Annotated in this window: 19 protein-coding genes, 1 tRNA gene and 1 pseudogene; 9 read left to right on the plus strand and 12 right to left on the minus strand. The window is 71.2% G+C overall.

The genetic code is table 11. The annotated features are described in order from the left end of the window. From AN218_RS37560 to AN218_RS18385, 3 genes and pseudogenes are all read left to right on the plus strand, one after another. Positions 1-242, plus strand: a pseudogene (locus AN218_RS37560) (hypothetical protein); the annotation flags it as partial. Between the two features lie 161 nt (positions 243-403). Continuing rightward, positions 404-1,183: an HAD-IIA family hydrolase gene (locus AN218_RS18380; RefSeq protein WP_070017981.1), complete on the plus strand. Its 780-nt coding sequence runs from the start codon at positions 404-406 to the stop codon at positions 1,181-1,183. Positions 1,184-1,465: 282 nt separating this feature from the next. Continuing rightward, positions 1,466-2,470, plus strand: a complete 1,005-nt coding sequence (locus tag AN218_RS18385; protein ID WP_420855985.1) for a glycoside hydrolase family 6 protein — start codon at positions 1,466-1,468, stop codon at positions 2,468-2,470. Between the two features lie 203 nt (positions 2,471-2,673). On the opposite strand, the gene glxA is transcribed toward AN218_RS18385, so the two are convergent. From glxA to ehuB, 10 genes are all read right to left on the minus strand, one after another. Then, the gene (gene glxA / locus AN218_RS18390) at positions 2,674-4,662 is read right to left on the minus strand and encodes a radical copper oxidase GlxA (protein WP_070017983.1); all 1,989 of its coding nucleotides are present in this window, start codon (positions 4,660-4,662) and stop codon (positions 2,674-2,676) included. After that, positions 4,659-6,746 (minus strand): glycosyltransferase family 2 protein, encoded by a 2,088-nt coding sequence (locus AN218_RS18395; RefSeq protein WP_079132313.1) that lies wholly within the window; start codon positions 6,744-6,746, stop codon positions 4,659-4,661. Before AN218_RS18395 ends, glxA begins: the two co-directional genes overlap by 4 nt. Positions 6,747-7,178: 432 nt before the next feature. Then, positions 7,179-8,369: a winged helix DNA-binding domain-containing protein gene (locus AN218_RS18400; protein WP_070017984.1), complete on the minus strand. Its 1,191-nt coding sequence runs from the start codon at positions 8,367-8,369 to the stop codon at positions 7,179-7,181. Between the two features lie 216 nt (positions 8,370-8,585). Further along, positions 8,586-9,179 (minus strand): lytic polysaccharide monooxygenase auxiliary activity family 9 protein, encoded by a 594-nt coding sequence (locus AN218_RS18405; protein WP_070017985.1) that lies wholly within the window; start codon positions 9,177-9,179, stop codon positions 8,586-8,588. A gap of 290 nt (positions 9,180-9,469) precedes the next feature. Continuing rightward, positions 9,470-9,543 (minus strand) — tRNA-Lys (locus AN218_RS18410). A 140-nt stretch (positions 9,544-9,683) separates the two neighbouring features. Continuing rightward, positions 9,684-10,442: an IclR family transcriptional regulator gene (locus AN218_RS18415; protein WP_070017986.1), complete on the minus strand. Its 759-nt coding sequence runs from the start codon at positions 10,440-10,442 to the stop codon at positions 9,684-9,686. A 287-nt stretch (positions 10,443-10,729) separates the two neighbouring features. Beyond that, the gene (ehuA, locus tag AN218_RS18420) at positions 10,730-11,545 is read right to left on the minus strand and encodes an ectoine/hydroxyectoine ABC transporter ATP-binding protein EhuA (protein ID WP_070017987.1); all 816 of its coding nucleotides are present in this window, start codon (positions 11,543-11,545) and stop codon (positions 10,730-10,732) included. Then, the gene (gene ehuD / locus AN218_RS18425) at positions 11,535-12,185 is read right to left on the minus strand and encodes an ectoine/hydroxyectoine ABC transporter permease subunit EhuD (protein ID WP_070017988.1); all 651 of its coding nucleotides are present in this window, start codon (positions 12,183-12,185) and stop codon (positions 11,535-11,537) included. The genes ehuA and ehuD overlap by 11 nt, the downstream gene beginning before the upstream one ends. Continuing rightward, positions 12,182-12,934: an ectoine/hydroxyectoine ABC transporter permease subunit EhuC gene (gene ehuC, locus AN218_RS18430; protein WP_070017989.1), complete on the minus strand. Its 753-nt coding sequence runs from the start codon at positions 12,932-12,934 to the stop codon at positions 12,182-12,184. Before ehuC ends, ehuD begins: the two co-directional genes overlap by 4 nt. Beyond that, positions 12,931-13,866 (minus strand): ectoine/hydroxyectoine ABC transporter substrate-binding protein EhuB, encoded by a 936-nt coding sequence (ehuB, locus tag AN218_RS18435; protein WP_079132315.1) that lies wholly within the window; start codon positions 13,864-13,866, stop codon positions 12,931-12,933. The genes ehuC and ehuB overlap by 4 nt, the downstream gene beginning before the upstream one ends. A 129-nt stretch (positions 13,867-13,995) precedes the next feature. Between ehuB and AN218_RS18440 the strand changes: the two genes are divergently transcribed. Further along, positions 13,996-14,517, plus strand: coding sequence for a DUF3830 family protein (locus AN218_RS18440; RefSeq protein ID WP_070017990.1), 522 nt, complete (start codon positions 13,996-13,998; stop codon positions 14,515-14,517). A gap of 63 nt (positions 14,518-14,580) precedes the next feature. Here AN218_RS18440 and AN218_RS18445 read toward each other — a convergent pair whose 3' ends face one another. After that, positions 14,581-16,020, minus strand: coding sequence for an amidase (locus AN218_RS18445; protein WP_070017991.1), 1,440 nt, complete (start codon positions 16,018-16,020; stop codon positions 14,581-14,583). 252 nt (positions 16,021-16,272) lie between these two features. Then, the gene (locus AN218_RS18450; RefSeq protein ID WP_070017992.1) at positions 16,273-17,238 is read right to left on the minus strand and encodes a D-2-hydroxyacid dehydrogenase; all 966 of its coding nucleotides are present in this window, start codon (positions 17,236-17,238) and stop codon (positions 16,273-16,275) included. A gap of 218 nt (positions 17,239-17,456) precedes the next feature. On the opposite strand from AN218_RS18450, the gene AN218_RS18455 reads away from it, so the two are divergent. The 5 genes from AN218_RS18455 to AN218_RS18475 all read left to right on the plus strand — a co-directional run bounded on the left by AN218_RS18455 (position 17,457) and on the right by AN218_RS18475 (position 26,166). After that, positions 17,457-18,431 carry a maleate cis-trans isomerase family protein gene (locus AN218_RS18455; RefSeq protein WP_070017993.1) on the plus strand — a complete coding sequence of 325 codons (975 nt, stop codon included), beginning with the start codon at positions 17,457-17,459 and terminating at the stop codon, positions 18,429-18,431. Between the two features lie 303 nt (positions 18,432-18,734). Further along, positions 18,735-19,478: a maleate cis-trans isomerase family protein gene (locus AN218_RS18460; protein WP_070017994.1), complete on the plus strand. Its 744-nt coding sequence runs from the start codon at positions 18,735-18,737 to the stop codon at positions 19,476-19,478. 218 nt (positions 19,479-19,696) lie between these two features. After that, on the plus strand, positions 19,697-20,749 hold the full coding sequence (locus AN218_RS18465) for an LLM class flavin-dependent oxidoreductase (protein WP_070018003.1): 1,053 nt from the start codon (positions 19,697-19,699) through the stop codon (positions 20,747-20,749). Between the two features lie 171 nt (positions 20,750-20,920). Beyond that, a complete protein-coding gene (locus AN218_RS18470) occupies positions 20,921-21,319 on the plus strand; it encodes an effector-associated constant component EACC1 (RefSeq protein ID WP_070017995.1) in 399 nt (132 codons plus the stop codon). Next, a complete protein-coding gene (locus AN218_RS18475; protein WP_079132317.1) occupies positions 21,316-26,166 on the plus strand; it encodes a caspase, EACC1-associated type in 4,851 nt (1,616 codons plus the stop codon). Before AN218_RS18470 ends, AN218_RS18475 begins: the two co-directional genes overlap by 4 nt. The last annotated feature ends 64 nt before the right edge of the window (positions 26,167-26,230 follow it).

Below are 26,230 nucleotides of genomic sequence, written 5' to 3' on the forward strand. Positions count from 1 at the left end.
GCGCGGCGCACCGGCCGGGCCCCGGCGACAGCGAAGCACGGAACGGGAGCGGAGCCCGGAGCGGAAGCGGAGCACGGAGCGGAACCGAGGCACGGCGGGGGAGCGCGCGCGACGCGGTGCCCGGCGGAGTACGTGTCGAGGTCGTCCCCGAGGGCAGCCGTACGGTCGCCGACGGCGCCGCGCAGCTCGTGCTCGCGCCGCTCTTCGGCCGGGCCCCGGGTACGCCTGCGGCCTCCGGTTAGGCTGAACGTGGCAGCCGGGAGCCCCGCTCCGGGCGCCGTGCCCGTGCCGCCGTCCGTTCCGCACACGCCGCACCGGCGGGCGGACCGCGACCGGCAGTGCGGGCCGCACGAACCGTATGAGCCCCTCGGCGAACCGAACCGACCCTGGCAGGAGCCGTCACGTGGCAGAGCGAAAGCCGATCGAGTCGTGGCTGACCGACATGGACGGTGTGCTGATGCACGAGGGCGTGCCCGTCCCCGGCGCGGACGCCTTCATCAAGCGGCTGAAGGAGTCCGGCCGCCCCTTCCTCGTCCTGACGAACAACTCGATCTACACGCCGCGCGATCTGCACGCCCGCCTCGGGCGGATCGGGCTGGACGTGCCGACGGAGAACATCTGGACGTCGGCGCTGGCCACCGCCCAGTTCCTGGACGACCAGCGCCCCGGCGGCACCGCGTACGCGATCGGTGAGGCGGGCCTGACGACGGCGCTGCACGACATCGGCTACGTCCTCTCCGACTCCGAGCCGGACTACGTGGTGCTGGGCGAGACCCGTACGTACAGCTTCGAGGCGCTGACCAAGGCGATCCGCCTCATCAACGACGGTGCGCGCTTCATCGCCACCAACCCGGACGAGACCGGTCCGTCCGCGGAGGGCGCGCTGCCGGCCACGGGGTCGGTCGCGGCGCTCATCACCAAGGCGACCGGACGCGAGCCGTACTTCGTCGGCAAGCCCAACCCGCTGATGATGCGGGCCGGTCTGAACGCGATCGGGGCGCACTCGGAGACGACCGCGATGATCGGCGACCGGATGGACACGGACGTACGGGCCGGGATGGAGGCCGGTCTGGAGACGTTCCTTGTGCTGACGGGGCTGACGACGCCGGACCAGGTGGACCGCTTCCCCTACCGGGCGTCGAGCGTCGTCGACTCCATCGCGGACCTCGTCGAACGCATCTGAGCCGCGCTTCGCAGGGGCCGCCCGGTGGTCGTGGAACAGCACGGTACGGACGTGGAACGGCACGGTAACGGCCCCGCGGGACCAGGGTGCCCGGTGAGGGCGCTGTGACACGATGGCCGTCCGTTTCCGGGCGGACCAGCCCGCGGGGGCAGGCTTCACCGAGGGGGGAAGTGCATGTACGGCAGGGGCAGTTGGGCGCTCCGTGACGGATCCGGCGACCGGGGCGCGGCACGGTCCGAGCGCGCTGTGCGGTCCGTCCGCTCCGTCCGCTCCGGCCGGTCCGTGCGCGGAAGCGCCGCAGGCTGTGCGCTGGCGCTCGCCGGGGTGCTGCTGGGCGGCTGCTCGTCGGACTCCGGTACGGGCGACGACGGCGCCGGTGGCGGCGGCGTCGCACAGCGCCCCGAGTCCGTCACGCCGTACTGGGTGGACCCGGAGGGCAACGCGGCCCGGCAGGCCGAGCGGTACGCGCAGGACGGCAAGAAGAAGCAGGCCGCGCTGATGCGGAAGATCGCCCGTCAGCCCGTGGCCGAGTGGATCCGCCCCGACGACCCGGAGGCCCAGACCCGCAAGGTCACGACCGCCGCCTCGAAGGCCGGGCGGGACGCGCTGCTCGTCCTGTACAACCTGCCGCACCGGGACTGCGGCCAGTACTCCAAGGGCGGCGCCCCCGACGCCGCCGCCTACCGGAAGTGGCTGGCCGGTGTGCTCAAGGGCATCGGCAAGCGCCCGGCGACCGTGATCGTGGAGCCGGACGCCGTTCCGCACCTGCTGATGAAGGGCTGCACGCCCGCCCAGTACACCGACGAGCGCTACGAGTTGCTCAACGAGGCGGTCGGCAGGCTCCAGGGCCTGCCGGACGTCCGGGTCTATCTGGACGCGGGCAACCCCGACTGGGTGCGTGACCCGGGCGCGCTCGTGGAGCCGATGAAGCGCGCGGGCGTCGAGACGGCGGACGGCTTCTCGCTGAACGTCTCCAACTACCAGACCACGGCGTCCAATACGGCGTACGGCAAGAAGTTCTCCCCGATGGTCGGCAACAAGCCCTTCGTCATCGACACCAGCCGCAACGGCAACGGTCCCGTGCGCGGCGCCGGCGCCGACGAGGAGGCGTGGTGCAATCCGAAGGGCCGCGCCCTGGGCGAGGCGCCGACGACGAAGACGGGCGACCAGATCGTCGACGGCTATCTGTGGATCAAGCGTCCCGGTGAGTCGGACGGCGAGTGCAAGGGCGGCCCGAAGGCCGGGCAGTGGTGGCCCGAGTACGCGCTGGACCTCGCCGGAGGCTGAACTCCCGCCTCCCGCCCGGGACTTGGCACTTGCCCGCTTCCCGAAGCTTCGCCTCCCGGAAACTCCGCCTCCCCCGAAACCCCGCGTCCCGCCGGCCGTGTGTCCGGCCGACGGGACGGGGTGGGGGTTTTCGCAAAGNCCGGCTGCGCCGGCGGTCCGGTACCGGCGGCGGACTCGCGCCGCCGCCGGTCACGCCGCTCACCTCACGGTGAGAGCGGCGTCGTCGTGGGTGCCTGGGCGGCCGGGGTGCGCGGCACCTTCAGCCACACCGACTTCGACGGCTTGCCCTTGCCGTCGACGGCCGTCACCATCCACCAGCCGGGCGGCACGAGCGAGGGGTCCTCGGGCAGCCTGACCGTCACACCGTCCGCGGTCTTCTTGAACTTCAGCGCCACGGAGGACTGTTCGACGTTGGTGACGTGTGTGAACGAACCCGGCCTGATCAGCCGCATCTTCTTGATGGACGCCGCGTCCTTGCTGCGGAAGGCTGCCGTGCCGCCCAGCCGTACGGTCTTCCCGCCCCGTCCGGCGTCGGCCAGTTCGGGCCGCTTGCCCTTGGTGTGGAGGTAGGGCGGGGTGTAGATGTCGATCTCCTGCTCGAACGTGCCGGGCTTGGTGTTGGCCTCGTCGGCGAAGAGCGAGTCCGAGCCGAAGGTCATCACGCGTCCGTCCGGCAACAGCAGGGCGCCCGAGTGGTAGTTGCGGCCGACCAGCGGGTCGGCGACGGGCTTCTTGGTGTCGCTGGACGGGTCGTAGATCTCGGCCTTGAGGATGTTGGTGTCGCTGCGGCCGCGGTAGTCGCCGGAGCCGTTGGTCGTCAGCACCTTGTCGTCGGGCAGGATGACGCTGCTGGGGTAGCGGGCCTTGGCGTACAGGTCGGGCCCGTTGCGGAAGCGCGGCGAGGGGTCCTTCAGATCGACGATGCGCGTCTTCTCGCTGGCCTTCTTCGACTCGCCGACGCCGCCGCCCCCGAGCACCATGTACTTGCGGCTCTGGGTGGGCGGCAGCGGCACGGACATCGCCGTCTCCAGCTTGTCCGGGTCGCTCATGCCGGGGATCTTGCGGAAGCCGTTGGTCTGCAGGTCCCATAGGCCCGGCGTACGGCCCTTGTCGGCGGGCCCGTAGCCGGCGTTGGCGCCGGAGTAGAAGATCTTGTTGTCGTCGGTGAGGTGCAGCGCCGGGTAGGTGGGGAAGAAGCGCTTGCGCGGCAGGAACTCCCACTTCTTGGTCTGCGGGTCGTAGATCTCGTTCTTGCCGGGGACGACCTGGCCGATGTCGTCGAGGCCGGAGACCGAGAGGACCTTGCCGTCCTCCAGGGTGGTCAGCGTCGGGTACCAGCGCGCCTCGTCCATGAAGTCGGTCTTGATGTAGCGCTCGGCGACCGGGTCGAACTCGTAGCTGTCCTTGATGCCTTGGAAGTCCTTCTTGTCGAAGGAGAGCTTCTGGGCGATGCCGTAGATGTTCCGGCGCTCGGCGCCGCGCAGCCCGCTCACGCGGTAGTTGTCCTCGGTGCCGGTCTGGTGCTTCTTGCCGCGCTTGGCCGCCTCGACGTACACGCGGGCGACGCTCGCGGTGACGCGGACCTTCCCCGTGACCGGGTCCGCCTTCTTCTTCGCCCGTGGGACCAGGACGCTGTCCTTGGCCTCGAAGGTCTTGCCGTTGTGGCGCCCGGTGAAGTGGGTGCCCGCCTTGATGGTCTTGGCCCGGTCCGGGTTCTCGTTGTGGACGATCATCAGGCCGCCGGCCTTCTTCACGTCGCCGCCGAGCTTCTCGTAGCGCCGGGTGCCGCCCGCCACCAGCAGCTTGCCGTCCGGGAGTTGGGTGTGGCCCGCGCAGAACAGGTCGTTGGGCGTGGGGATGTTCTTGAAGGTGTTCTTGACCGGGTCCCACAGGACGCTGCGGAAGGTCTTGGCGTTGAACTGCTTCGCGTCGTTGCCGGAGCCGGCGACCAGGAGCACCTTCCCGGTGTGCAGCAGCGCCGCGTGAATCGTGTTGATCCGGTACTTCTCGGGGACGGGGACGACCTTCCAGTGCCCGTTCTCCGCCTTGTACTCGGGCTGGTTGATCTTGTAGTCGTGGTACTTCGCCGAGGCGATGCCGTAGAGCGCGGGCCCGTTGAACCCGGCGATCACCAGCACGACCGTCGCCGCTATCGCTGTGCGGCGCGTACGCCGGCTCGGTCGGAACTTCATCTTTCACGTCCCCCAGGGGCGGTGTGCAGTGGTACGGGGTGCTGCGTCGCGGGCGCGTGGCCGCCTGGCGGGCTCTCCTCCCGCGTGCCGTCGTAGGCGTCGCCGTCGCCCTCGCCGTACGCGCTCTCCCGCGCCTCGCCGTCGAAGGACGCGGAGGACGCGGAGGACGCCGGGGAGGAGCCGTCGTCCGGCTCGTGCGACGGCGGCAGCGGGCCGCCCTGCCGGTGCCGGTGCCGCCGCTGCTTCCGCCGCTTCTTCTCGGCCCGTACGGTCACGCGCCAGCCGACGATCGGGGCGGCCGTGATCAGCAGCGCCAGCGCGGCCCAGGTGATCATCGCCGGGTGGTCGTGGCCCAGATAGAACGAACCGCCCAGCGAGCCGCCGAAGACGACGATGAAGAAGAGGTGGACGCGGAAGGTGCCGAAGAGGGTGTCCGGGCTGGCGGAGTCGCCCTTGGGGGTCACCACGAACTTGCTCTTGCGGCGCAGCACCGTGTCGAAGAGGGAACGGGCGTAGATCGGCGCCGAGAGCGCCGACATCAGCATCCCGGCGAGGCCGCCGGAGCCCTCCGGTTCGTGCGGGGAGACGTTGTGCCGCCGGTTCCAGACGTACAGGCCGATCTGGAGCGCGGTGGCGTTGCCGTACAGGGCCATCCATATGGTCGGGTCGATCTGCACACCCGAGGCGCCCAGACCCAGGAACAGCGCACAACTCAGCGCCGCCAAAATCCAGTTGAGCGCCGCGATCGGGTAGAAGATCATCAGCATCGTGTAGTTGAACAGCTTGCCGGGCGGCAGTGTGAAGACGCCCCGCCAGTACTGCTTGAGGATCGTCTCGTACGTGCCGCGCGACCAGCGCAGTTGCTGGGTGAAGAAGTCCGTCCAGGCGTTGGGGCCTTCGCCCACGGCCAGCACGTCCGGGGTGTAGACGGAGCGCCACTTGCGTCCCGTCTCCGGATTGCGGTGCCGGTGCATCTCGAAGCCGGTGGCCATGTCCTCCGTGATGGAGTCGTACAGGCCGCCGATGCCCTTGATGGCCTTGATGCGTACGGCGTTGCTGGTGCCGACGAACATGGGCGCGTTGTAGCGGTTCCCGGCGCGCTGGATGAGGGCGTGGAAGAGGAACTGCTGGCTCTCGGCGGCCTTGGTGACGAAGTTGTCGTAGTTGCCGTAGACCTGCGGCCCGATGACGAAGCCGACGTCCGGGTCGCGGAAGTAACCGAGCATCCGCTCCAGGTAGTTGGGCAGCGGCACATGGTCGGTGTCGACCGAGGCGAAGTAGTCGTAGTGGTCGCCGTGCGCGGCGAGCCAGGCGTTGTAGTTGCCGTGCTTGGTCTTCGCCCGGTGCGGGCCCTTCTTCTTGTTCCAGCGGGGCACGCCCTTGCGCGTGAAGTGGTGCACGCCCAGCCTGCGGCAGACCTCCTTGACCTCCGGGTCGTCGCCCTCGTCGAGGAGCCAGACGTGCAGCAGTCCGCGGTGGCGGATCTTCACGGCCGCCTCGAGCGTCTTCGTCACCATCTCCAGCGGTTCCTTGCCGGGGACGAAGGAGGTGAGGAAGGCGACGCGGGTGCCGGACTCCGGCACCACCGGTACGGGGTCGCGGGCGACGAGCGTGGCGTGCGCGTTGGAGAGGACGTTGAGCGTACGGAACAGCTCGATGAGGCCGATGGACACCAGCATCACGATGTCGAGCTTGAGCACGAGGTCGGAGACGGCGCCGTCGTCGCGGCGCGTCCAGTGCTGCGGCTGCATCAGCCACACCAGGAGTCCGGCGGAGAGCAGCGGCGCGAGGCAGAGCAGCGTCGCCGCGCGTATGCGGTGGGGCTCCTCGGACAGAAGGCTGCGGTAGGCGACGCGGTACGGCTTGTCCTTCGCGGGCTGCGTCAGCGGACCGGCGAGGCGGCTGTAGTGCTCGTAGTCGTAGCGCGGCAGCTCTTTGGGCGCCCAGCGCCGTCCGCGGCCGAGGGTGCCTCTGGCACGCTGTCTGACGTGGCCGGGTATGCGTAGCTGTGTCGTCCGGGTCGGGTCGTCGTCGGCCGCCTGCGGGTGCTCCGGCTGTCTTTCACCGGACCGGTTCGAGGTCATGGCTCATCCCCCTGAACGCAGCAGGCTGCGTGTGGTCGTACTTCCCGCGTCCCTTCCCGCGGCCCCCGGCGCGGCAGGCGTCGGCTGCTCCGTACAGAGACTTCGCGCGGGCGACGCCCGGTTCCACGGAGAGGACCTCGGTTTGCCGTCCGGGCGGAAGCCGCGGGCTCGACCTGTGGGGAGTGCCGTGCCCGCTCGCCGGCCGTCGATTCGCTGCGCTGCACGGCGGCCGGAGACGTCGGTAGGTTCTCCGACTCCACGCCCGAACGCAAGGGCGATGAGGGACGGTTCGTCCGCATAGCGGCGTGATTTCCCGGCTTCTCTGTGATGGAGGTGTCATCGGAATGGACACGTTGTGTGTGGTCCGTGAGTAAGTTCACGGGGCGGTAGGGGGGCGTACGGGGCGCCGGTGCGGCCCGCGGGCCGCGGAGGTCAGCCCACGGGGTCGGCGAAGACGACGGTGAACTCCTCCTCGGCGGCGGCCAGTTGGGTCTTCGCGCCGCCGTCGCCGTCTGCCTGCGGCCCACCCTCCGGGGTCTTCTCCGTACGGCCGCGGAGTGTGAAGGCCGCCAGCCGCTCGCCCTCGGCCGCCAACTCCCGGCGCTGCCCGTCGTCCAGGGCCCGGTGGAAGGGGGTGACGGTGACCGTCACGGCGTTCCTGCGGGGCTGTTCGGCCTTCCACACGCCGCGTACCTCGCCGTCCAGCAGCACCGTGCCCGGCACCTGCCCGTTGCGGCTCGCGATGAGCTTGCGGGCGGCGTCGCTGATCACCCGCGTACGGTCCGCGTGGGAGAGCACGAGGTTGTCGTACTCCGCCACGAGGCGCGCGGGCAGCGGCAGTTCCGGATCGGGCCGCGGCGCGTCCGGCAGGTCGAACAGCTCACGGCCGCCCTCGCTGCGGAAGACCTTCAGCTCCGGACGCAGCCGTTCCATCACCTCGCCGAGCCGCGTCAGTCCCGACCACGCCTGGGCGTCCATGACGGACGCGGGCCCGAACGCGCCCAGATAGCGCAGCAGTACGGTCTCCACGCTCGGCTCCGCGGAGACGGGGCGGCCCAGCCAGGACTCGATCGTGGCGTACGTCGGCTGCCCCGAGCGTCCCCACAGTCCGCGGGGCGGGATCTGCACCGCGTCGCACAGGGCGCGTGCCGCCCGCGACAGCGCCTCCGGGTCGTGCCCGGGCCGGCGCTCGGCGAGCAGTCGCCCCAACTCGCGGACCGTACGCGGCTCCTGGCGCAGCAGCTCCGTCGCGTCGGCGGCGACGTCCCACGGGTCGACGCCCTCCAGCCGTCGGCGGTTGGCGGTGCGCACCAGGGACTCGTGCAACGTCCGCGTCAGCGGCCGCAGTTCGAGGCAGTCGGCCGCGCTCACCAGATGCACGGTGCCGCGCATGACGCCGACCCGTACGGCCCGGCGCTCACGCAGCAGCGCGGACAGCTCCTCGGCGCGGAAGTCCGCGAGACGGGAGAGGAGCCCGTAGTACGGCGGCTTCGGCGCCTGCGCCTGGAGGCCGACGAGATGCTCGACGGCGTCGAGCGCGCTCATCCCCGAGCGTTCGGCGAGCAGTTGACGCGTGACGAGGGCGCGGCCGAGAGCCCGGTCGCCGAGGGTCGCGGGGTGCATGGGGGGAGTCTGGCGGATCGGCCGTGGCCGCGCCACGCGGAGCGGCGACCGGCGCGACGCCGGAACGGCCGGTGGGGCCAGGCGTGCGTGTGCCCCGGGGCCACGGCCCGGCCGCCGTGCGGTGCGCCGGACCGTGGCCCTCTCTTCCGTCTCCGTCTCCGTCTCCGGCTCCTCCTTTTCCGGTCCTCTCCCGGACGTTGAACGAGCCGGGAGGGCTCAGAACTTCACGTCGGAGCAGGAGTAGAAGGCGTTCGCCGTGTCGGCGATGTTCCACACGCCGAGGATGATGTGCTGCCCGGACTTGCCCTCGGGCAGCTTGCCCTCGCCCGTCCACTCGGCGGGCGGCTGCTCGCCCTTCATGTCCACGGTCAGGAAGGGCTTCGGCTCCAGGTCGTCGCGGGTGAGCTTCTTACTCGGGTCCCAGCCGTCCTTGGTGACGTAGAACTGGAAGTCCGTCGTCGAATGCCGCGCCGTCATCGACCACTTGAAGGTGTGGTCGGCGCCCGCCTTCAGGTCGGTGGTGGGCCAGTCGCCGCCGCGCGGGTCGTCGAGCTCCTTGAAGCTCTCGTTGCCGCCCGCACAGATCGTGCCGTCCTCGGGGCCCTTCTCGGGGAAGCCCTTGGGGCCCTCGACGCTCTGCGGCTCGTTCTCGATGGCACCGCAGTCCGAGACCTTGCCGTCGGCGCAGTTGGCCTGCCGGCTGGACGGGTCGGTGCTGAAGCCGTGGCCCTGTGCGGAGCCGCCGGTGAGGAACATGGCTGCGCCGCCAAGTCCCAGTCCTACGACGGCTGCTGTGATCTTCTTGCGCATGTCGCTCCAGATGCTCGTGGGGGTCGGAGTGCGCGCATTTCAGGTCTAGACCAGGCCGCGAATGTAGCGCGGCCGCCCCATGATGTCCAGACCAATTTCCCCGTACGAGTACGACGGTGGTCCGGAGCAGGCGTGAACGAGCGCCGGGCGCAAGGGAGTCGGCGGTCGCCGGAGAACAGCGGCGCGAGCGGAGAGGCCGGGCGGGAGAAGGGCCGGTGGGGGAAGGGCGAGAGGGCGGAGACGACGGAAGCCCCCCGCTCGATGCGGAGGGCTTCCGGTCTTGCTCGCTGTACGCCGTCAGGGACTCGAACCCCGGACCCGCTGATTAAGAGTCAGCTGCTCTAACCAACTGAGCTAACGGCGCCCGTCGGCCTTCGCAGACCGACGGAGGAAATACTACCCCCTCCCCGAGGGTGCTCCGGACCGGTGCCGTGAGGGCTGCCGGGGCAGGCGCCGGTGAGCTGCGTACGGACCCGGCCCGGCCCAACCGGCCGCCGCCACCGCTCAGATCGCGAGCGAGAGCATGACCGGAGCGGCCTTGCGGCTCAGCGTCTCCGCCGCCCGCCGCAGCCGGTGCGCGTGCTCGACGGGCAGCGACAGCGCCAGACATCCGACCGAGGATCCGGCGGTCACCGGCACCGCGGCGCACACCGTGCCCACCGCGTACTCCTGGAGGTCGAGCACGGGAACGGTCGGCGGCTGCCGGTCCAGCGTGTTCAGCAGCACCTTCTCGTCCGTGATGGTGCGCGAGGTGAGCCGCGCGGTGCGGTGCCGCGCGAGATGGTCCTTGCGTCCGTTGTGATCGAGCTGCCCCAGCAGGCACTTGCCGATCGCGGTGGCGTGCAGCGCCGAGCGGAAGTCGACCCATTCGTTGACCGCGGGCGTGGCCGGGCTGTCCGCGTAACCGGCGACCTCCAGCTCGCCGTCCTGATAGCGGCCGAGATAGACGGCGGCGCCGACGGTGTCGCGCAGATCGGCGAGGGTGCGCTGGAGCCGTTCGTCCAGGGCCCGTTCGCGGTCGCCGCCCGAGCCGAGCAGCACCAGCGACTCCCCGACGACATAGCCGCCGTCCGTGAGGCGCTCCGCGTACTTCTCCCGGCAGAGCATCGCCAGCAGATGCGCGAGATGGCCCGGCGGCAGCCCCGTCTCGCGGGAGAGGGCCGACTCGGTCACGCCGTCGCGGTGCGCCGCGATGGCCTCCAGCACCCGCAGCGCGTACCTTACGGAGTGGAACGGCGCGGTGTGCTCGGGCCTCAGCGCCACGACGGGCCTCCCTGGAGGTGTGACCGTTTGCGTCGTGACCGTCGCGTCCGGTCACGCCCGCTTCTCACGATAACGGCCAACGGACCTGCCGGTGGGGGCCGTTGCACTGATTTGGCATATGCGACCTCGCGGTGTGCGGGAGCCGCCGCGGCGTGCGGAGACCGCGGTCGTACGCATCCGTACGACCCTCGTCCACGGCGCCGTACACAGGCGTACGAAGGGGCCGCACCGGCGTTCGCGGTGCGGCCCCTTCGCGATGGCACACGTCCTCGGCGCCGAGCGCCGTCCTACAGCACGGCGCTCAGGAACTCCCTGGTGCGCTCGTGTTCGGGGTCGCTGAAGATCTTCTCCGGCGCGCCCGATTCGATGACACGGCCCGCGTCGAACATCAACACGTCGTCCGAGATGTCACGCGCGAAGTTCATCTCGTGCGTGACGCACAGCATCGTGATGTCCGTGGTGTGCGCGATGTCCCGCAGGACGTCCAGCACACCCGCGACCAGCTCCGGGTCGAGCGCGGAGGTGACCTCGTCCAGCAGCAGCACCTGCGGACGCATCGCCAGGGCCCGGGCGATGGCCACACGCTGCTGCTGGCCGCCGGAGAGCTGGCTCGGGTACTTGTCGATGTGCTCGGTCAGGCCCACGAGTTCGAGCAGTTCGCGGGCGCGCTGCTCCGCCTCGTCCTTGGCCAGGCCCAGCACGTGCACGGGCGCCTCGGTGATGTTCCGCAGCACCTTCATGTTGGGGAAGAGGTTGAACTGCTGGAAGACCATGCCGATGTTCTTGCGCACCTCGCGGGAGTGGCGCTCGCTCGCGGGCACCAGCTTCCCGTTCCGCTCCTCGTGCGTGAGGTACTCGCCGGCGACCTTGATGGTGCCTTCCTCGGGCTTCACCAGGGTCATCAGCAGCCGCAGGATCGTCGTCTTGCCCGATCCCGAGGGGCCGATGAGGGTGACGTGCTTGCCGGAGGCGACGTCGAAACAGAGGTTGTCGAGCACGACGTTGCTGCCGAAGCGCTTCGTGACGTTGTCGAAGGTGATGAGCTGACTGCCGTCCACGGCAGGGTTCTTGGTCTCTTTCGAGGTGGTGTTCTCAGCGGACAAGGCGACGCTCCAGGGCTCTCATAAGCAGGGATGCCGGGTAGGCGATCAGGATGAAGACGACGCCGATGACCGTGATCGGCTCCGTCGGCTGGAAGGTCTCGGCGCTGAACTGCCGGGCCTGGCCCAGCATTTCGAGCGCCCCGATGATCGCGATCATCGGCGAGTCCTTCAGCATCGCGATGATGTAGTTGCCCAGCGCGGGCACCACGCGACGGATCGCCTGCGGCAGGATCACCGCACTCCAGGTACGGCTGCGCGGCAGGCTGAGCGCGGTGCACGCCTCCCACTGCCCGGCCGGCACCCCGTCGATGCCGGCGCGGTAGACCTCCGCCGTGTACGTCGAGTAGTGCAGCCCGAGGCCGACGACACCCGCCGCGAGTGCCGTGAGGGTGATGCCCCACTCCGGCATGACGAAGTAGAGGAAGAAGAGCTGTACCAGCAGCGGGGTGTTGCGGATGAACTCCGTGACCGCGGTGACCGGCCAGCTCACGGCCTTCAGGCTCGACCGCTGGGCCAGCGCCCAGACCAGCCCGAGCGCGAAGGCGATGAGCGAACCCAGCACCAGCGCCTGGAGGGTGAGCAGCACGCCGTCCCACAGGCGCGGCAGGAACTCGCTGACCGCGTTCCAGTCCCAGGTCATGAGGCACCTCCGGTGGTGGGAACGTCACGGGGGGCCTCGGCCTGGCGCGGCACACGGGCCGTACGCCGCAGACCGCCGGACTTCGCCGCGGGCGCCTGTCCGATGCCCGCCTTGGCATGCCGCTCCAGCACGCGCATTCCCCTGGTGAGGGTGAACGCGAGCACGAAGTACATCACCAGGATGATCGTGTAGACGGGGGCGCTCTGGCCGGTGGCGTTACGCACCAGCGAGGCACCGAAGGTGATGTCCGCGACGCCCATGATCGAGACCAGGGCGGTGCCCTTGAGCAGTTCGATGAGCAGGTTGTTGGCGGGCGGGATCATCTCGGGCCACGCCTGCGGCAGCACGATCTTCGTCAGCCGCTGCCACGGGCTGAAGCTGAGCGCGATGCCCGCCTCCTGCTGCGCGGGTGCCACGGCGGCTATCGCGCCGCGCACGATCTCCGATCCGTACGCGCCGTAGGACAGTCCCAGGGCCAGGATCGCCGCCCACATGGGCATCAACTGCCAGCCGAAGCCGACCGGGAGCACGAAGAAGATCCAGAACATCAGCACGAGTGCGGAGGTGCCGCGGAAGATCTCCATGTAGGCACCGGAGACGACGCGCACGGAACGCAGCCGGTGGGTACGTGCCACCCCGACGACGAACGCCACCGCGGCGCCGAGCAGGGCGCTGAAGACCGTGAGCTGAACCGTCAGCCAGAGGCCCTTCAGCAGCAGCTCCCACAGACCCCAGGTCAGGTCCGTCATTTGCAGCGCTCCTTCGCGGTCTTGGTCGTCATCTCGTCCTCGACGAACCCGAAGGGCCGCATGATGCGGAAGAGTTCACCGCTCTTCTTCATCTTGTGGAGCTCTTCGTTGAAGGCGTCGCGCAGGTTGCTCTCGCTCATGCGGAAGGCGAAGGCGCCGGTGCCCAGATCGGGCTTGCCCTCGAGGATCGGCGTGAAGTTCTTGGTGTACTCCGTCTTTCCGCTCTTGGACTGCTTCACCACGTTGCGGACGGTGATCGCCGTGCCTGCGAAGACGTCGGCACGGCCGCCCTGGACCTCCAGCAGACCCGCGAGCTGGTCGGGAAGCAGCTTGATCTCGCTCTTCTTCACGCCGGCGTCGACGGCGTAGTCGATCTCCGCGTAGCCGACGCCGGTAGCGAGCTTGGCGCCCTTCTCCGCGACGTCCTTGTAGGTGTGCAGACCCTTCGGGTTGCCCTTGCGGACGATGAAGGCGTCCTTCATCTCGTACTCGGGGTCGGCGAAGAGCACCTGCTTGCAGCGGTCGGAGTTGATGTACATGCCGGCGGCGACCACGTCGAACTGCTGGGAGTTCAGGCCCGGGATCAGCGAGTTGAACTCGGTGGGCAGCGGCTGCACGTTCTCGATGCCGAGCCGCTTGAAGATGACCCGCGCGATCGCAGGCGAAGAACCGGTCAGCTCACCGTTCGTGTCGATGTAGCTGTACGGCTGCTCGCCGGCGATGCCCAGCTTGACCGTGCCCTGTGCCCTCAGTCTCTCCAGCAGATCGCCCCCGTCCCCGGTGCTGGCGCTGGAGACCCGGCTGCACGCCGTGGTGGTGCCCAGCGTTCCGAGCGCCGTCAGCGATGCCGCTCCCGCGAGCACCGATCGGCGTCCCAGACTTCTGCCGGTTTTCCCGGCATTTCCGGTGTTGTTGCCTCGTGGTGGAGCCATGGGCGCGCAGCTACCCAGGCCCTGTGAAGATATGCGGATCGTTTTCAGCCCTTGACCTGCCCGTTGTGGGCTTGACCGCTGCGCCACCATTGACACGTACGAATCACCACTGCACGACGCGGAGGCACGATGGCCGAGCGGTTCATTCAAGTGTCGTTGGACAAGCGGGGAGTCAGCTGTACGGCGAAGCTGCTCGACGACCGCGCACCGATCACGTGCGAGGCGGTGTGGAACGCGCTGCCGCTGGGCGGCGACGTCTACCACGCCAAGTACGCCCGCAACGAGATCTATGCGCTCATCCCGCCGTTCGCACCGGAGGAGCCACCGCTGGAGAACCCGACGATCACCCCCATTCCGGGCGATCTGTGCTATTTCACCTTCACCAGCACGCAGTTGAGCACGTCCTCGTACGGCTACGAGGCGGCGGCCGAGCAGCAGGGCGGCCAGGCCGCGCACGCCACCCGGACCACCGTCGTCGACCTCGCGCTCTTCTACGAGCGCAACAACCTGCTCATCAACGGCGACGCCGGCTGGGTGCCCGGCATCGTCTGGGGCTCGGTCGTCGAGGGGCTCGACGCGATGGCCGAGGCGTGCCAGGACCTGTGGCGGGCCGGGGCGCTGGGCGAGACCCTCAACTTCCGCAGGGTCTGAGCCGGTTCGGGACCCGGGCCCGGGCCTGATCGCTCGGCCCGGGTGTCCCGTACATCCCGTACGTCAGACGGCGGGTGCCCGGGGAGGCTCAACTCCCCGGGCNGCCAGCGCGGGCGGCGGCACGTCCGCGGCCCCCGCCTCGTACAGCGCGTGCGACGCCCGCAGCACGAGATCGTCCCGGTGGCGCGCGGCCACGAGCTGCACGCCCATCGGCAGCCCCTCCCCGTCCAGGCCGCAGGGCACCGAAGCGGCGGGCTGCTGCGTCATGTTGAACGGGTAGGTGAACGGCGTCCACTCCGTCCACCGCGTCATCCCGGAGCCCTCGGGCACCTCCACGCCCGCCTCGAAGGCCGTACGCGGCATGGTCGGCGTGACCAGCAGGTCGTACGTCTCATGGAAGACGCCCATCTGCTTGCCGAGCGCCATGCGCACGTCGACTCCGGCCAGATAGTCCAGCGCGCTGCGCCCGGCGCCGTCCTCGGCGACCTCCCGCAGCCCCGGGTCCATCGCCTCGCGCTGCTCGTCCGTGAAGAACTGCGTGACGCGGGCCGCTCCCGCGAACCACAGGGAGTGGAACGCCTCGATCGGGTCGTCGAACCCGGGGTCGGTCTCCTCGACGAGGGCACCCTGCTCCTCCAGCCGCTCCACCGCGCGCCGCACGCCGGCGGCGACCGCCGGGTCGACCGCGACCCGGCCGCCGAAGTCCGGCGAGTACGCGACGCGCAGCCCGCGCACCCCCTGCTTCACCGACTCGCGGAAACTGCCGTGCGGCGTCGCGAGTTGCGACCAGTCGCGGGCGTCCTGCTGGGAGATGACGTCCATCAGCAGCGCCGCGTCCGCCGCGTCCCGCGTCATCGGGCCCACGTGCGCGAGCGTCCCGAAGGCGCTGGCGGGGTAGATCGGCACCCTGCCGTAGGTCGGCTTGAGCGCGAAGATCCCGCAGAAGGACGCGGGGATGCGCACCGAACCGCCCGCGTCGGTGCCGAGGGTCAGCGGTCCCGCGCCCAGCGCCACCGCCGCGGAACCGCCGCCGCTGGAGCCGCCCGCCGTACGGGAGACGTCGTACGGGTTGCGGGTGACGCCGTGCCGGGGGCTGTCCGTCACGCCCTTCCAGCCGAACTCGGGCGTCGTGGTCTTGCCGACGAACACCGCGCCCGCTTCGCGCATGCGCGCCACGGACGGGGCGTCCTCCTCCCAGGGGCCCTCGGCCGAGGAGGACCACGAGCCGCGGAGGGTGGGCTTGTCGCGCAGCAGCAGGATGTCCTTCACCGTCACCGGCACCCCGTCCAGCGGGCCCTGGGGCTCGCCGCGGCGCCAGCGCTCCGCGGACTCGCGGGCCTGCGCGAGGGCGTCGTCGCCGTCGATGCGGACGAAGGCGTTCACATGCGGCTGTGTCTTCTCGGCCTGTTCGATCGCGGCACGGGTGGCGTCGACGGGGGAGAAGTCGCCGTTGCGGAACCCGGCGAGGAGGCGTCCGGCGGTGAGGCTGCTGAGATCCGACATGGGAGCCTTTCGATTCGTGACCGAGGTGTCGCGACCGGGATGTCGTGACGCGGACGTCGGGACGTGGTGGTGCGTCCGCGGCCGTGCGGCCGCGGTGCCGGGGCCGGCCGTGGCCGGCGGAGTGGTGTGGCCGGCCGTGGCCGGCGTGGTGGTGCGCCCGGCCTTGGCGACCGGAGTGGTGTCGCCCGGACGTCGTGACCGGGGCGGTCCGGCCCGCGCGGTGCGGGCCGGGGTCAGACGGACGGGCCGGGCTCAGGTGGAGGGGACGTAACCGAGGTTCTTGTCGACCACGTTCAGCAGGGGCTCCCCGGCCTCCCAGCGGTCGAAGTTGTCGAGGAACTGGTCGGCGAGGTCGTCACGCCACCCGATGGTGTCCCCGCTCATGTGCGGCGAGACGATCAGGCCCGGTACGTCCCACAAGTCGCTGTCCGCGGGCAGCGGTTCGCGCGCGAAGACGTCGAGCGCGGCACCCGCGATCCGGCGGGCGGCGAGCGCCTCCACGAGGTCGGGCTCGACGACGTGCTGGCCGCGTCCGACGTTGATGAAGTGGGCGTCGGACTTCATCTGTGCGAACGCGGACGCGTCGAAGAGACCGCGGGTCTCCTCCGTGAGCGGTGCGACGCAGACCACCCAGTCCGCCTGCGCGAGGAGGCCGCCCAGCGCGGCGTTGCCGTGCACCCGTCCGAAATCGGGATCTTCGGCACGTTCCGTACGGCCGACGAGGTCCACGGTCACGCCCACGGCCTTCAGTGTCCGGCCGACCCTTCTCCCAATTGGCCCGGACCCGACGACAACGGCCCGCGAACCGCCGACCCTTTTCGTCTCCCGGTGCTTCCACTGACGTTGCCGCTGCAATTCCCAGCTATCGCGGAAATCTTTGGCCATGGCTAGAACGAGGCCCGTGACGTATTCCGCAATGGGTTGGTCGAAGACCCCTCTCGCGTTCGTCACGACCGTCTCCGGCGAGGCCGCCAGCTCGGGCAGCAGACGGTCGACTCCGGCGCTCGGGGTGTGCACCCAGCGCGGGCGCGGACCGCCGCCCGGCCACGCGTGGCGGACGGCGTCCGAGAGGAAGTCCCACACGAGCAGGACGTCGGCGGTCGGAAGCCTCTCCGCCAGGCTTTTCTCGTCCGCGTGCACGATACGGGCACGCCCCGCGAGGCGGTCCAGGCGGGGCGGTGGATCATCGTCGAGGACGAGAAGTACAGGCTGGGTCATCGGCAGGAAACCACTTCGAAACGGAGGGGCGGTTGGCTGGTCGGGCTGGCGTGAACTCAGCGGCGGGAAGCCCGCGCAGATGCAAGGATTGACCACGGTAGGTAGCCCGAACTACCGTCGTCAATGAAGGCATCTGTCCCGGCGTTCCGGCTAATGACCGGCTTTCATTTTTTCCCTTTCTGGCCGTAGGCCACCCCTCCGTTCTTTGGGGCTCACCCATGGATGTCTCCTTCCTCGGCGGACCGCAACCACAACGCGGTGTCGGAATTGTCGCTCCCTTCGACTTCGCACTCGATCGGGAGCTGTGGCGTTGGGTGCCGGACGATGTGTCACTGCACCTCACACGAACCCCTTTTGTGCCGGTCGAGGTGAGCCTCGATCAGGCTCGCCTCGTCAGTGAGCACCAGACCCTGCGCGAAGGCGTACAGGCCCTGTGCGCCGTGGCCCCCGACGTCGTCGCCTACGCGTGCACGTCCGGCAGCTTCGTCGGCGGCGCCTCCGGCGAGCGGTCCATGACCGCGGCCATGGAGGAGGCCGGCGAGGTCCCTTCGCTGACCACCTCCGGAGCGCTGCTCGCGGCGCTCCAGGAGATCGGGGCGCGGCGCGTGGCCGTCGTCACCCCGTACACGAAGTCCGTCACCGACTCGCTGGAGGAGTTCCTCGGAGAGGGGGGCATCGCGGTCACCGGCCGCAGTTATCTCGGCCTGACCCGGGAGATCTGGCGGGTGCCCTACCGGGACGTGGTGGACATGGCCCGCGACGCCGTCGCCGGCGACGCACCGGACGCCCTCTTCATCAGTTGCACCAACCTGCCGACGTACGACGTCATCCCGCAGCTCGAGGCGGAGCTGCGCATGCCGGTCCTCTCCGCGAACCAGGTCACGGTGTGGGACGCGCTGCGCCGCATCGGCAAGCAGGCCGTCGGCCCGTACCAGGCGCTGGTGAACGAGGCCGCCCGTCGCGGCCCCGTGGCGATGAACCCCTCGCCGGCCCTGCCGCTCAGCAGGACCGAGGAGCCGTCGGAGTCCGCTCCGTGCGCCGATCCGGCCGAGCAGCCCGTGCGTCCCGTCGAGCCCGAGGCGGCCCTGGCGAGCGCGGGCGCCGAGAGCGCCGAACCGCTGGAGGGGTACGAGCAGGGCTTCCCCTCCGCCCACACCGACGAGTGGGGCGGCGGCAACCAGCCGCCGGTGTGACCTCCGCCGGTGTGAGATGACGCACCCCGCTCCGGCGGGGCGCACCCGCAACTCCCGGCGCCGGACGCTCTGTCCGGCGCCCCTCCGTGCCCGCAGCCTTTCTCCGTACGTACGGGCGTGATCACGCGCGCCCGCAGCGCGGAGAGAGGTGAGCGACACTCGGCAGCACGCGCCGGACGCGCAGGACAGACGCGGCCGGCGCCCTCACCTGCCACCCCGCACGACCCCCAACACCTAGATCATCCAGATCGCCCAGATCACCCTGATCATCCACTTCACCCAGCGACGCTTCAGGAGGCGTAGATGGCACACGCGGCAGCACAGTCGCAGGCGGTGGGATTCCTCTACCCGGGCTTCTCGGCCGAGGACGACTACCCGCGGCTTGAGCGAATCCTCTCGGACGCCGGCGCGGACGTCCGGCTGCCGCTCGTGCACACCGACATCGGCGAGGACGCGCACCGCGCCGACGCCCTGCTGGAGATGGGCTCGGCCAAGCGGCTCGCCGCGAAGGTCGAGGAGGTCAAGGAGCACGGCGTCCAGGCCGTCGTCTGGGCGTGCACCAGCGCCAGCTTCGTCTTCGGCTGGGACGGCGCGCACGAGCAGGTGCGGGAGCTGTCGGCGACGGCGGGGCTGCCCGCCTCCAGCACGTCCTTCGCGTTCGCCCGCGCCGTGCAGGCGATCGGGGCGGAACGGGTCGCCATCGGTGCGACCTACCCAGAGGACGTGGGCGAGCTGTTCACCGCGTTCCTCAAGGCGTCCGGCACCGAGGTTGTCTCGATGCGCGGCAGCGGGATCATCACCGCGGCCGAGGTCGGCACGTGGGGCAAGGACGAGGTCCTGGCCCTCGCGCGCGGCGGCGACCACCCCGAGGCCCAGGCCGTGCTGCTCCCCGACACCGCGCTGCACTCGGCCGCCTGGATCGAGGAGGTGGAGGAGGCGCTCGGCAAGCCCGTCCTCACCGCGAACCAGGTCACCGTGTGGGAGGGCCTGCGGCTGCTGGACGTCTCCGTACGGTGCCCGGCGCTGGGGGCGCTCTTCACCTCCTGACGCACTTCCGGCACACGGCCGGGAAGAGACGGGCGCCGTCCGCCGTTGACGACTGCTGTACGTGAGAGAGACGCAGCGAGCGGAGGGCGGCACCCGTGCACGAGGGCAACGCCACGGACGGTACGAACGCGACGGACGGTACGAACGCGACGGACGGTACGAGCGCGACGGAGGGCACCGGCGGTGCGGACGGCACCGGCCCGGCGGCCGCGGACGGCATCCGCGGCGAGGCGCGGGGCAGCGCCCCCGTCCCGCTCTCCGTCCTCGATCTGGCGAACGTCGGCGTCGGGCACACCTCGGGCGACGCGCTGCGCGCCGCCGTCGAGAGCGCCCGCCTCGCCGACCGGCGCGGCTTCACCCGGTACTGGGTCGCCGAGCACCACTCCATGCCGGGCGTCGCCAGCTCCTCGCCGGCCGTGATCCTCTCCCATCTCGCCGCCCGCACCGAGCGCGTCCGGCTCGGCTCGGGCGGCGTGATGCTGCCCAACCACGCGCCGCTGGTGGTCGCCGAGCAGTTCGGCACCCTGGAGGCGTTCGCCCCCGGACGGGTCGACCTCGGGCTCGGACGTGCTCCGGGCACCGACGGCGCGACGGCCGCGGCGCTGCGCCGTACGGACCACCTCCGCGAGGGCGCGGACGAATTCCCGCAGCAGCTCGGCGAGTTGATCCGCTTCCTCGACGACGACTTCCCCGACGGGCACCGCTACGCCCGCATCCACGCGGTGCCCGGTCCCGTACAGGGCGAGGTCTCCCGGCCGCAGGTCTGGCTGCTGGGCTCCTCCGGGTTCAGCGCGGAGCTGGCGGGGCGGCTGGGGCTGCCGTTCGCCTTCGCACACCACTTCTCGTCCCGCAACACCCTGCCCGCGCTGGAGCTGTACCGCGCGAGCTTCACCCCCTCCGCCGTACTGGACGAGCCGTACGCGCTCATCGGCGCCGCGGCGCTGGCCGCCGACGACGAGGAGGAGGCCCGCCGCCAAGTGCGCAGCGGAGCCCTGGCGATGCTGCGGCTGCGTACGGGACGCCCCGGGCTCGTCCCCACGCCCGAGGAGGCGGCGGCCTACCGATTCAGCGCGGCCGAGCGGGACTTCGTGGACTCCTGGCTGGGGAACGTCACCCACGGCACGCCCGACGCCGTACGCGACGGGCTCGACGCCCTCGTCAAGCGCACCGGGGCCGACGAGTTGATGATCACGGCGAACGTCCACACTCCCGAGGCCCGCGTCCGGTCCCTGGAACTCATCGCGGACGCCTACGAGTTGCCCCGTACGTGAGGTGACCCGTACGTCCTGACGGGATCCCGGACGGGCCGGCGAACCGCTGCGTCCCGTGCGTTCCGGCTGCTCGAACGGGCCCTGGCGGCCTGGGAGTTGGTAGCCTGCGAACGGAACGCCGACCGGCCGCCGGGGTGCGCGGACGGGGCGTACTGACTGAGGGGGACGCGGGTGCGGATCGCGCTGCGGCTGAAGGACGCGGAAGAGGACGGACTCGACGCGCTGGAGGACTGGCTCCGCTCGGAACACGATCTGCGCCGCGTCGTCGTCGAGCGCGAGCACACGCCGACCGCCCCCGGCGAGATGGGCGTGCTCGCCGACTCGCTGCAGTTCGTCGTCGACGCCGGACTCGTGGGCGTGCTGGCGCAGTCGCTCATCGACTACTGGCGATCCAGGGCGGCCGCACGCTCCGGCACCGGAGACTCCGCGAACGGCGAGGACCCCGCCGTCCTGCGCATCGAACAGGTCGACGCCCCCGGCGGCACCCGCACCATCACCGTCGAGGCCCGTGATCTGGCGACCGCCGAGGCCGTGCTCCGCGAACTGCCGCGCACACTCGGCCGCGAATGACCGCGACGGGCGCACCGGACCCGCGCAGGTCCCGTGCGGTGCTCATCTGGTCGGGAGCCTTCGCCGACCCCGCCTACCGGGAACTCCCCGCGGCGGAGCGCACCGTACGGCGGCTGGAGAAGCAGTTGCTGGACCCGGCGGTGTGGGGCCTGGAGGTCACCGGATGCCGGGTCCTGGGCCCCGACTACGACCGGGAGCAGATACTCGGCGCTGTACGGGCCATGTCCCGGCAGGCCGAGGAGTGCTTCGTCCTCTACTTCGCGGGCCACGGCGTCGACCACGACCGGCGCCGGCTGCTGTTGCCCCTGGCGCACTCCTCGGCCGGACTGCCCGGCAGCATGCTGGCGTTCGCGGACCTGACGGAGGCGATGGACGCCGGACGCGCCGAGCGGAAGATCGTGCTCCTCGACTGCTGTCACGCCGGCCGCGGACTGGGCAGCCTCCCCTTCGAGCAGCAGGTCGCGGGACAGCCGCCGGAAGGCTGCTACGTCCTCGCGGCGTCGGCGGCGCAGCGTCCGGCGACGTCCCCCGAGGACAGCGAGTTCACGGCCTTCGGCGAGGCGCTGCTCTCCTGCCTCGCGACGGGCGGAGCCCCCGACGAGCCGTTCTGGAGCCCGGAGGGTCTGCTCGCGGCGATGGACGGGCGGCTGACGGGTGAGGGCAACTCCCGTCCGGTGACCAACCGTTCACCGGTGGGGGAGCGTCCCTGGCTGAAGAACCGCAACCACCGCACGCCGTACGCGCCCGCCGTCCTCCGGCGCGACGCACACGCCGCCGCGCGTACGGGCGGGGCCGCGGCGCCCGCGGAGGGAGCCGTGGTCCGCTATCTCGGGCCCGATCCCGTACCGCCGCCGCAGCCGTTCGTCGGCCGTGAGGCGATGCTGAGCGACGTACGCAGAAGGGTGGGCGTCGGGCAGGTCCTCCCCGTCGTCGGCAACCACCATGTGGGCAAGTCCGCGCTGCTCAGTTCGCTGGTGACGGACGCCGAGTCGCTGTCCGGGCTGCCGCTGCCGCCGGTCGTCCTCGAGATCGAGCCGAGCGCCGCCGCCGAGAGCCCGCTGCTGGAGGCCCTCGCCAGGGCGCTCCACCAGACCCTGGACGACAGCGAGCGCCCGGCGGCCTCGGAGCGCCGGGGCGAGGAGCTGCTGGACTGGATCCTGCCCCGGTACGTCAAGGGCAGCAGCCTCGTCCTCGTCGTCAAGGGCTCCCATCTCGACCTGGCCAGGCCCGAGTTGCAGCGCGAACTGGACGAACTGCTGGCGCGCGAGGTCTTCGAGCGCGCGGCCGTCGTCGTGGAGACCACGGACGCCGTCGCCGTCGACGGGCACGGGCGGCTGGAGCCGCGGCCGCCCCTGGTGGTGACGCCGCTGGAGACCCGGGACGCGCTGCGGCTGATCGGCGAACGGCTCGGTGCCGAGAGCCTCTCGACGGATCTGGACGCGCTGCTCTCCTGGGTGGAGTACGACGACATAGTGCGCCGCCCGGGAGTGATCGTGCGCGCCGTGCTGCATGCCTCCCGGCTGCACCGTAAGGACGACTGGGACAGCTTCCTCGCGGCGGGCGAGCCCGGCACGAGTTCCGGTCCCGGTTCCGGTACGGGGCCCGGCCCGCGGGCCGAAGGCGTGGTCGCGCAGGACGAGTTCGAGAGGGCCATTGTGGAGGCTGCCGCGCCGACGATCGCCCTCGCGCTGGACCGGGCGCTGCCCCCGCCGCCGCAGGAGCCGGCGCCGGGAGCGGCACCGTACGGGCCCGACGGCCGCGCCACCCTGATGGTCTGGGGCGTCCTGGACCGGCTGCCGCTCGCCGTCTCCACGCTGCGCCGCCTCGGGCTGCCCGACGAGGTCCTGCGGGTGCTCTTCAACGAGGGTGTGCTCGTGCCCCACCGGCCCTCCGCCGACGCGGAGTTGAGGGCGGCGACGGTGGGCGCCGGCCCGCATCTGGAGATCAGCCTCGTCAGCCGGGAGGCGCTGCGCACCTTCCTGCGGGAGACGGTCCGCGTCAACGCCTCGTCCCGTGCGCTCGGTTCGCGGGGCGCGGCCTACTCCGCCGACCTCGACGAACGCCTCACCGCCGCCGCCCGGCGCCTGGTCTCCGCCGTACTGCCGGGAGGCCGGGCGGACGAGGACGGGGACGAGGGCACCCCGGCGCTGACCACCGTGATCGAAGTGCTGCGCCGGGCCGCGGGCTGGCTGGATCTGCGGCTGCCGGAGGCGCTGCCCCGGCTGCGCGAGCGCTTGGGCTACTACGTCAACAGCGACTATCCGGACGCTTCTCTGCTCCCCGTGGCACAGACGCTCGGCCCCGCCGCGCCTGCCCTCGCGCCCGCGGTTCCGGACACGGTTCCGGAAGCGGATCCGGATGGGGATCCGGAAGGCGCCGGCGTGCAGGCGTCCGTGGACGGGCTGTACGTGGCGGCGGGCCGTCTCAACATCGCGTCCAGAGCGCCCACTTCGGACGAGAACGCCGCCGGGGTCTTCCTCGCCGCCTTCGAGGAGGCCGTCTCCCTGCTGGCGGCGACCGGCGACGTGGCGCCCGCCGCCATGCTCCGCTCCGTCGACCAGAGCGCCCTGCACGGGGCCCGCCGCCTCCGCGTCACCGCCCGTACGGTCCCCGCACGCGGCCGGCTGCTGCGCCGCCTCGCGGCCGGGGACGGCGGACAGGGCGGACAGGGCGGACAGGAGGGTCCCGTACCCGGACCCGTACGCGTCGACCGGCTCATCGCGTCGGTCTCCTGGGCGCTCAACACCGGCTCCGCGCAGCTCCACGGGGACGACCGGGACGGGGCCCGCGCGAGCCTGCGTACGGCCGAACGACTGCTGGAGGCGCTTCCTCCGGCGCACGAGGCGCGGGCACGCCAGACCCGGAAGTGGCTGGGGTACCGCGTCGCACGGCTGCGCCACCGGGTCGCCGAGAGCTCCGGCGAGCGCCACGACGCCACCCGCGAGGCGTACGGACTCGCACGCGAGAACCTGCTGGCGGCCCACGATCTCCCGGCCCGCGAACTGCCCGGCCGCGAACAGGAGTGGACGAAGCATCTGCTGACGAGCGGACACCAGTACGCACGGGAGACGCGCGAGGACGAGGAGCGCCTCACCCTCGCCGAGCAGACCCTGCACGCCCTGGAGAGCGCCTGGGGTCCGCGCGCGGAATGGCCCGTGCCGCTGGCCGTCCGCACGGCTGCCTTCCTGCGCCAAGTGCACCGCCGGCACGCCGACTTGGCGCGCCAGTACCGCGGAGCGCGGGAGGTCCTCGCCTTCCTCCACGCGCTGACCGGCGGCGACCCCGACGCGGCGGCCGGATCCCGTCCGGCGCTCACGGCGGAGCTGCTGGTGGAGCTGGCCAACTCCTACGAGTTGCTCGCCTCCGTCCAGCGCGACCGCAACGAGTACGCCCTCGCCCGGCAGAGCCTCGGGCGGGCCCTGCGCACCGCGCACCGGGCGGCGGAGACGGAGCCCGGCGTCCGCTCGTACATGGCGTGGCTGCGGCTGCTGCGCACCAAGCAGAGCTGGTCCGGGAACCGCGGAGGGGAGGTCCTTCCCGAGCTGAAGGACGCCGTGCAGCGGATCCGCGAGTGGCTCGACCAGCAGGAGGAGTCCGGCGATCCGGGTCCCGCGCTGCTGCACCTGTGGTGTCTGCAGTGCGACTGGATGCGGGAGGGCGGACTCCTCATCGCGGCCGACAACCTGCCCCTCCCCGGCACGAGCCGGCAACTGCGCCTGGACCGGGTCTTCCGCCGCCGGATGGGCGCGCTGCGGGCGCACGAGCGCGTCTACGGGCCGACCTGGCCGTCGTACAAGACGCGGATCAGGATGGTCCGCGAACACCGGCGCTGCTCGGCGATCGAGGACCGGACGCCGCTGGACGTCGACCACGGCCCGGTCTGGGAGGCCCTGGACGAGGCGGGCCGGCTCTTTCCGCACGACCTCGACGTCGTACGCGAACGCGCCCTGTACCACCGCTACATCTGGGAGTACGACAAGGCCGCCGCACTCCGCGTCGAAGCGGCCCGGCAGGAGCTGAACGGCGACAAGGCGCGCCGCGACCTCGTCGCCGCCGCCGAGTGCCTGCTCAGCCGTGCGCTCTACCAGAAGGGCCTGAGCGAGGAGGAGCGCACGGCGGCGCTGCGCTCCGCGGCGGAGCATCTGCGCGGGCTCTCGGGCCTCCATCTGCAGAGCCACCATGCGGCGCTGCTCTCCGCGCGGATCTCCCTCGAACTGGACGAGGCGGACTGGACGGAGGCCGACGCGAAGTTCGTGGAGCTGATCGACGAGGACTTCGTGAGCACCGTGGCCCACTACCTCAACGAGCGCAGCCACCGGACGGCGGGCGACGCGGGGGAGACCGGGGACGGGGAGACGGAGGGGCTCACGGAGAAGTCCACGGAGGCGCCCTCGGAGAAGTCCGCGGAAAAGTCCGCGGAAAAGTCCATGGCCCTCCAGGACCTGCTGGAGGAGCACTTCACCGAACGCGAAGTCCTCGTCCCGCTCGGGCAGTTGTATCTGCGGCGTGCCGTGCTCGGCGTCGCCGAGGACCGGGACGCCGCGCTCACCAGCGCATGGCGCGCGTACAACTGCTTCGACGGCTGCCGTGTGATGGAGGAGGCGGTCAGCGGACACGAGCGCGTCACCACGGCCTTCCTCCGCGCCCAGACGATCACATGGGCGGCCGAACTGACGTCCTCGGCCGACCCGTTCCCCGCGGACAGCGGACGCCACCGCAACCTGCTGCGCCTCGCCGGCTCCCGTCTCCAGTCGGCCCGCGACCGCAGCGTCGGCCTCTTCCACGAGCTGATCACCGACTGGGAACTGCGGCTGCGCGCCCTGTCGTCCGCACTCGACGAGCAGTAGCACGCCCGCAGTTGGGCACGGCGCCGTGCGGCCCCGGCACACCCGTACGGGCCGTACCGGACGT

This window comes from Streptomyces nanshensis (genome assembly GCF_001751255.1).
Lineage (GTDB): Bacteria > Actinomycetota > Actinomycetes > Streptomycetales > Streptomycetaceae > Streptomyces > Streptomyces nanshensis_A.

What these genes read in the sequence shown, in the direction of transcription:
- glxA (WP_070017983.1), bottom strand. Translation starts at nt 4,662, where the DNA reads ATGAAGTTCCGACCGAGCCGGCGTACGCGCCGCACAGCGATAGCGGCG.
- AN218_RS18395 (WP_079132313.1), bottom strand. Translation starts at nt 6,746, where the DNA reads ATGACCTCGAACCGGTCCGGTGAAAGACAGCCGGAGCACCCGCAGGCG.
- AN218_RS18400 (WP_070017984.1), bottom strand. Translation starts at nt 8,369, where the DNA reads ATGCACCCCGCGACCCTCGGCGACCGGGCTCTCGGCCGCGCCCTCGTC.
- AN218_RS18405 (WP_070017985.1), bottom strand. Translation starts at nt 9,179, where the DNA reads ATGCGCAAGAAGATCACAGCAGCCGTCGTAGGACTGGGACTTGGCGGC.
- ehuD (WP_070017988.1), bottom strand. Translation starts at nt 12,185, where the DNA reads ATGACCTGGGACTGGAACGCGGTCAGCGAGTTCCTGCCGCGCCTGTGG.
- ehuC (WP_070017989.1), bottom strand. Translation starts at nt 12,934, where the DNA reads ATGACGGACCTGACCTGGGGTCTGTGGGAGCTGCTGCTGAAGGGCCTC.
- ehuB (WP_079132315.1), bottom strand. Translation starts at nt 13,866, where the DNA reads ATGGCTCCACCACGAGGCAACAACACCGGAAATGCCGGGAAAACCGGC.
- AN218_RS18440 (WP_070017990.1), top strand. Translation starts at nt 13,996, where the DNA reads ATGGCCGAGCGGTTCATTCAAGTGTCGTTGGACAAGCGGGGAGTCAGC.
- AN218_RS18450 (WP_070017992.1), bottom strand. Translation starts at nt 17,238, where the DNA reads ATGACCCAGCCTGTACTTCTCGTCCTCGACGATGATCCACCGCCCCGC.
- AN218_RS18455 (WP_070017993.1), top strand. Translation starts at nt 17,457, where the DNA reads ATGGATGTCTCCTTCCTCGGCGGACCGCAACCACAACGCGGTGTCGGA.
- AN218_RS18460 (WP_070017994.1), top strand. Translation starts at nt 18,735, where the DNA reads ATGGCACACGCGGCAGCACAGTCGCAGGCGGTGGGATTCCTCTACCCG.
- AN218_RS18475 (WP_079132317.1), top strand. Translation starts at nt 21,316, where the DNA reads ATGACCGCGACGGGCGCACCGGACCCGCGCAGGTCCCGTGCGGTGCTC.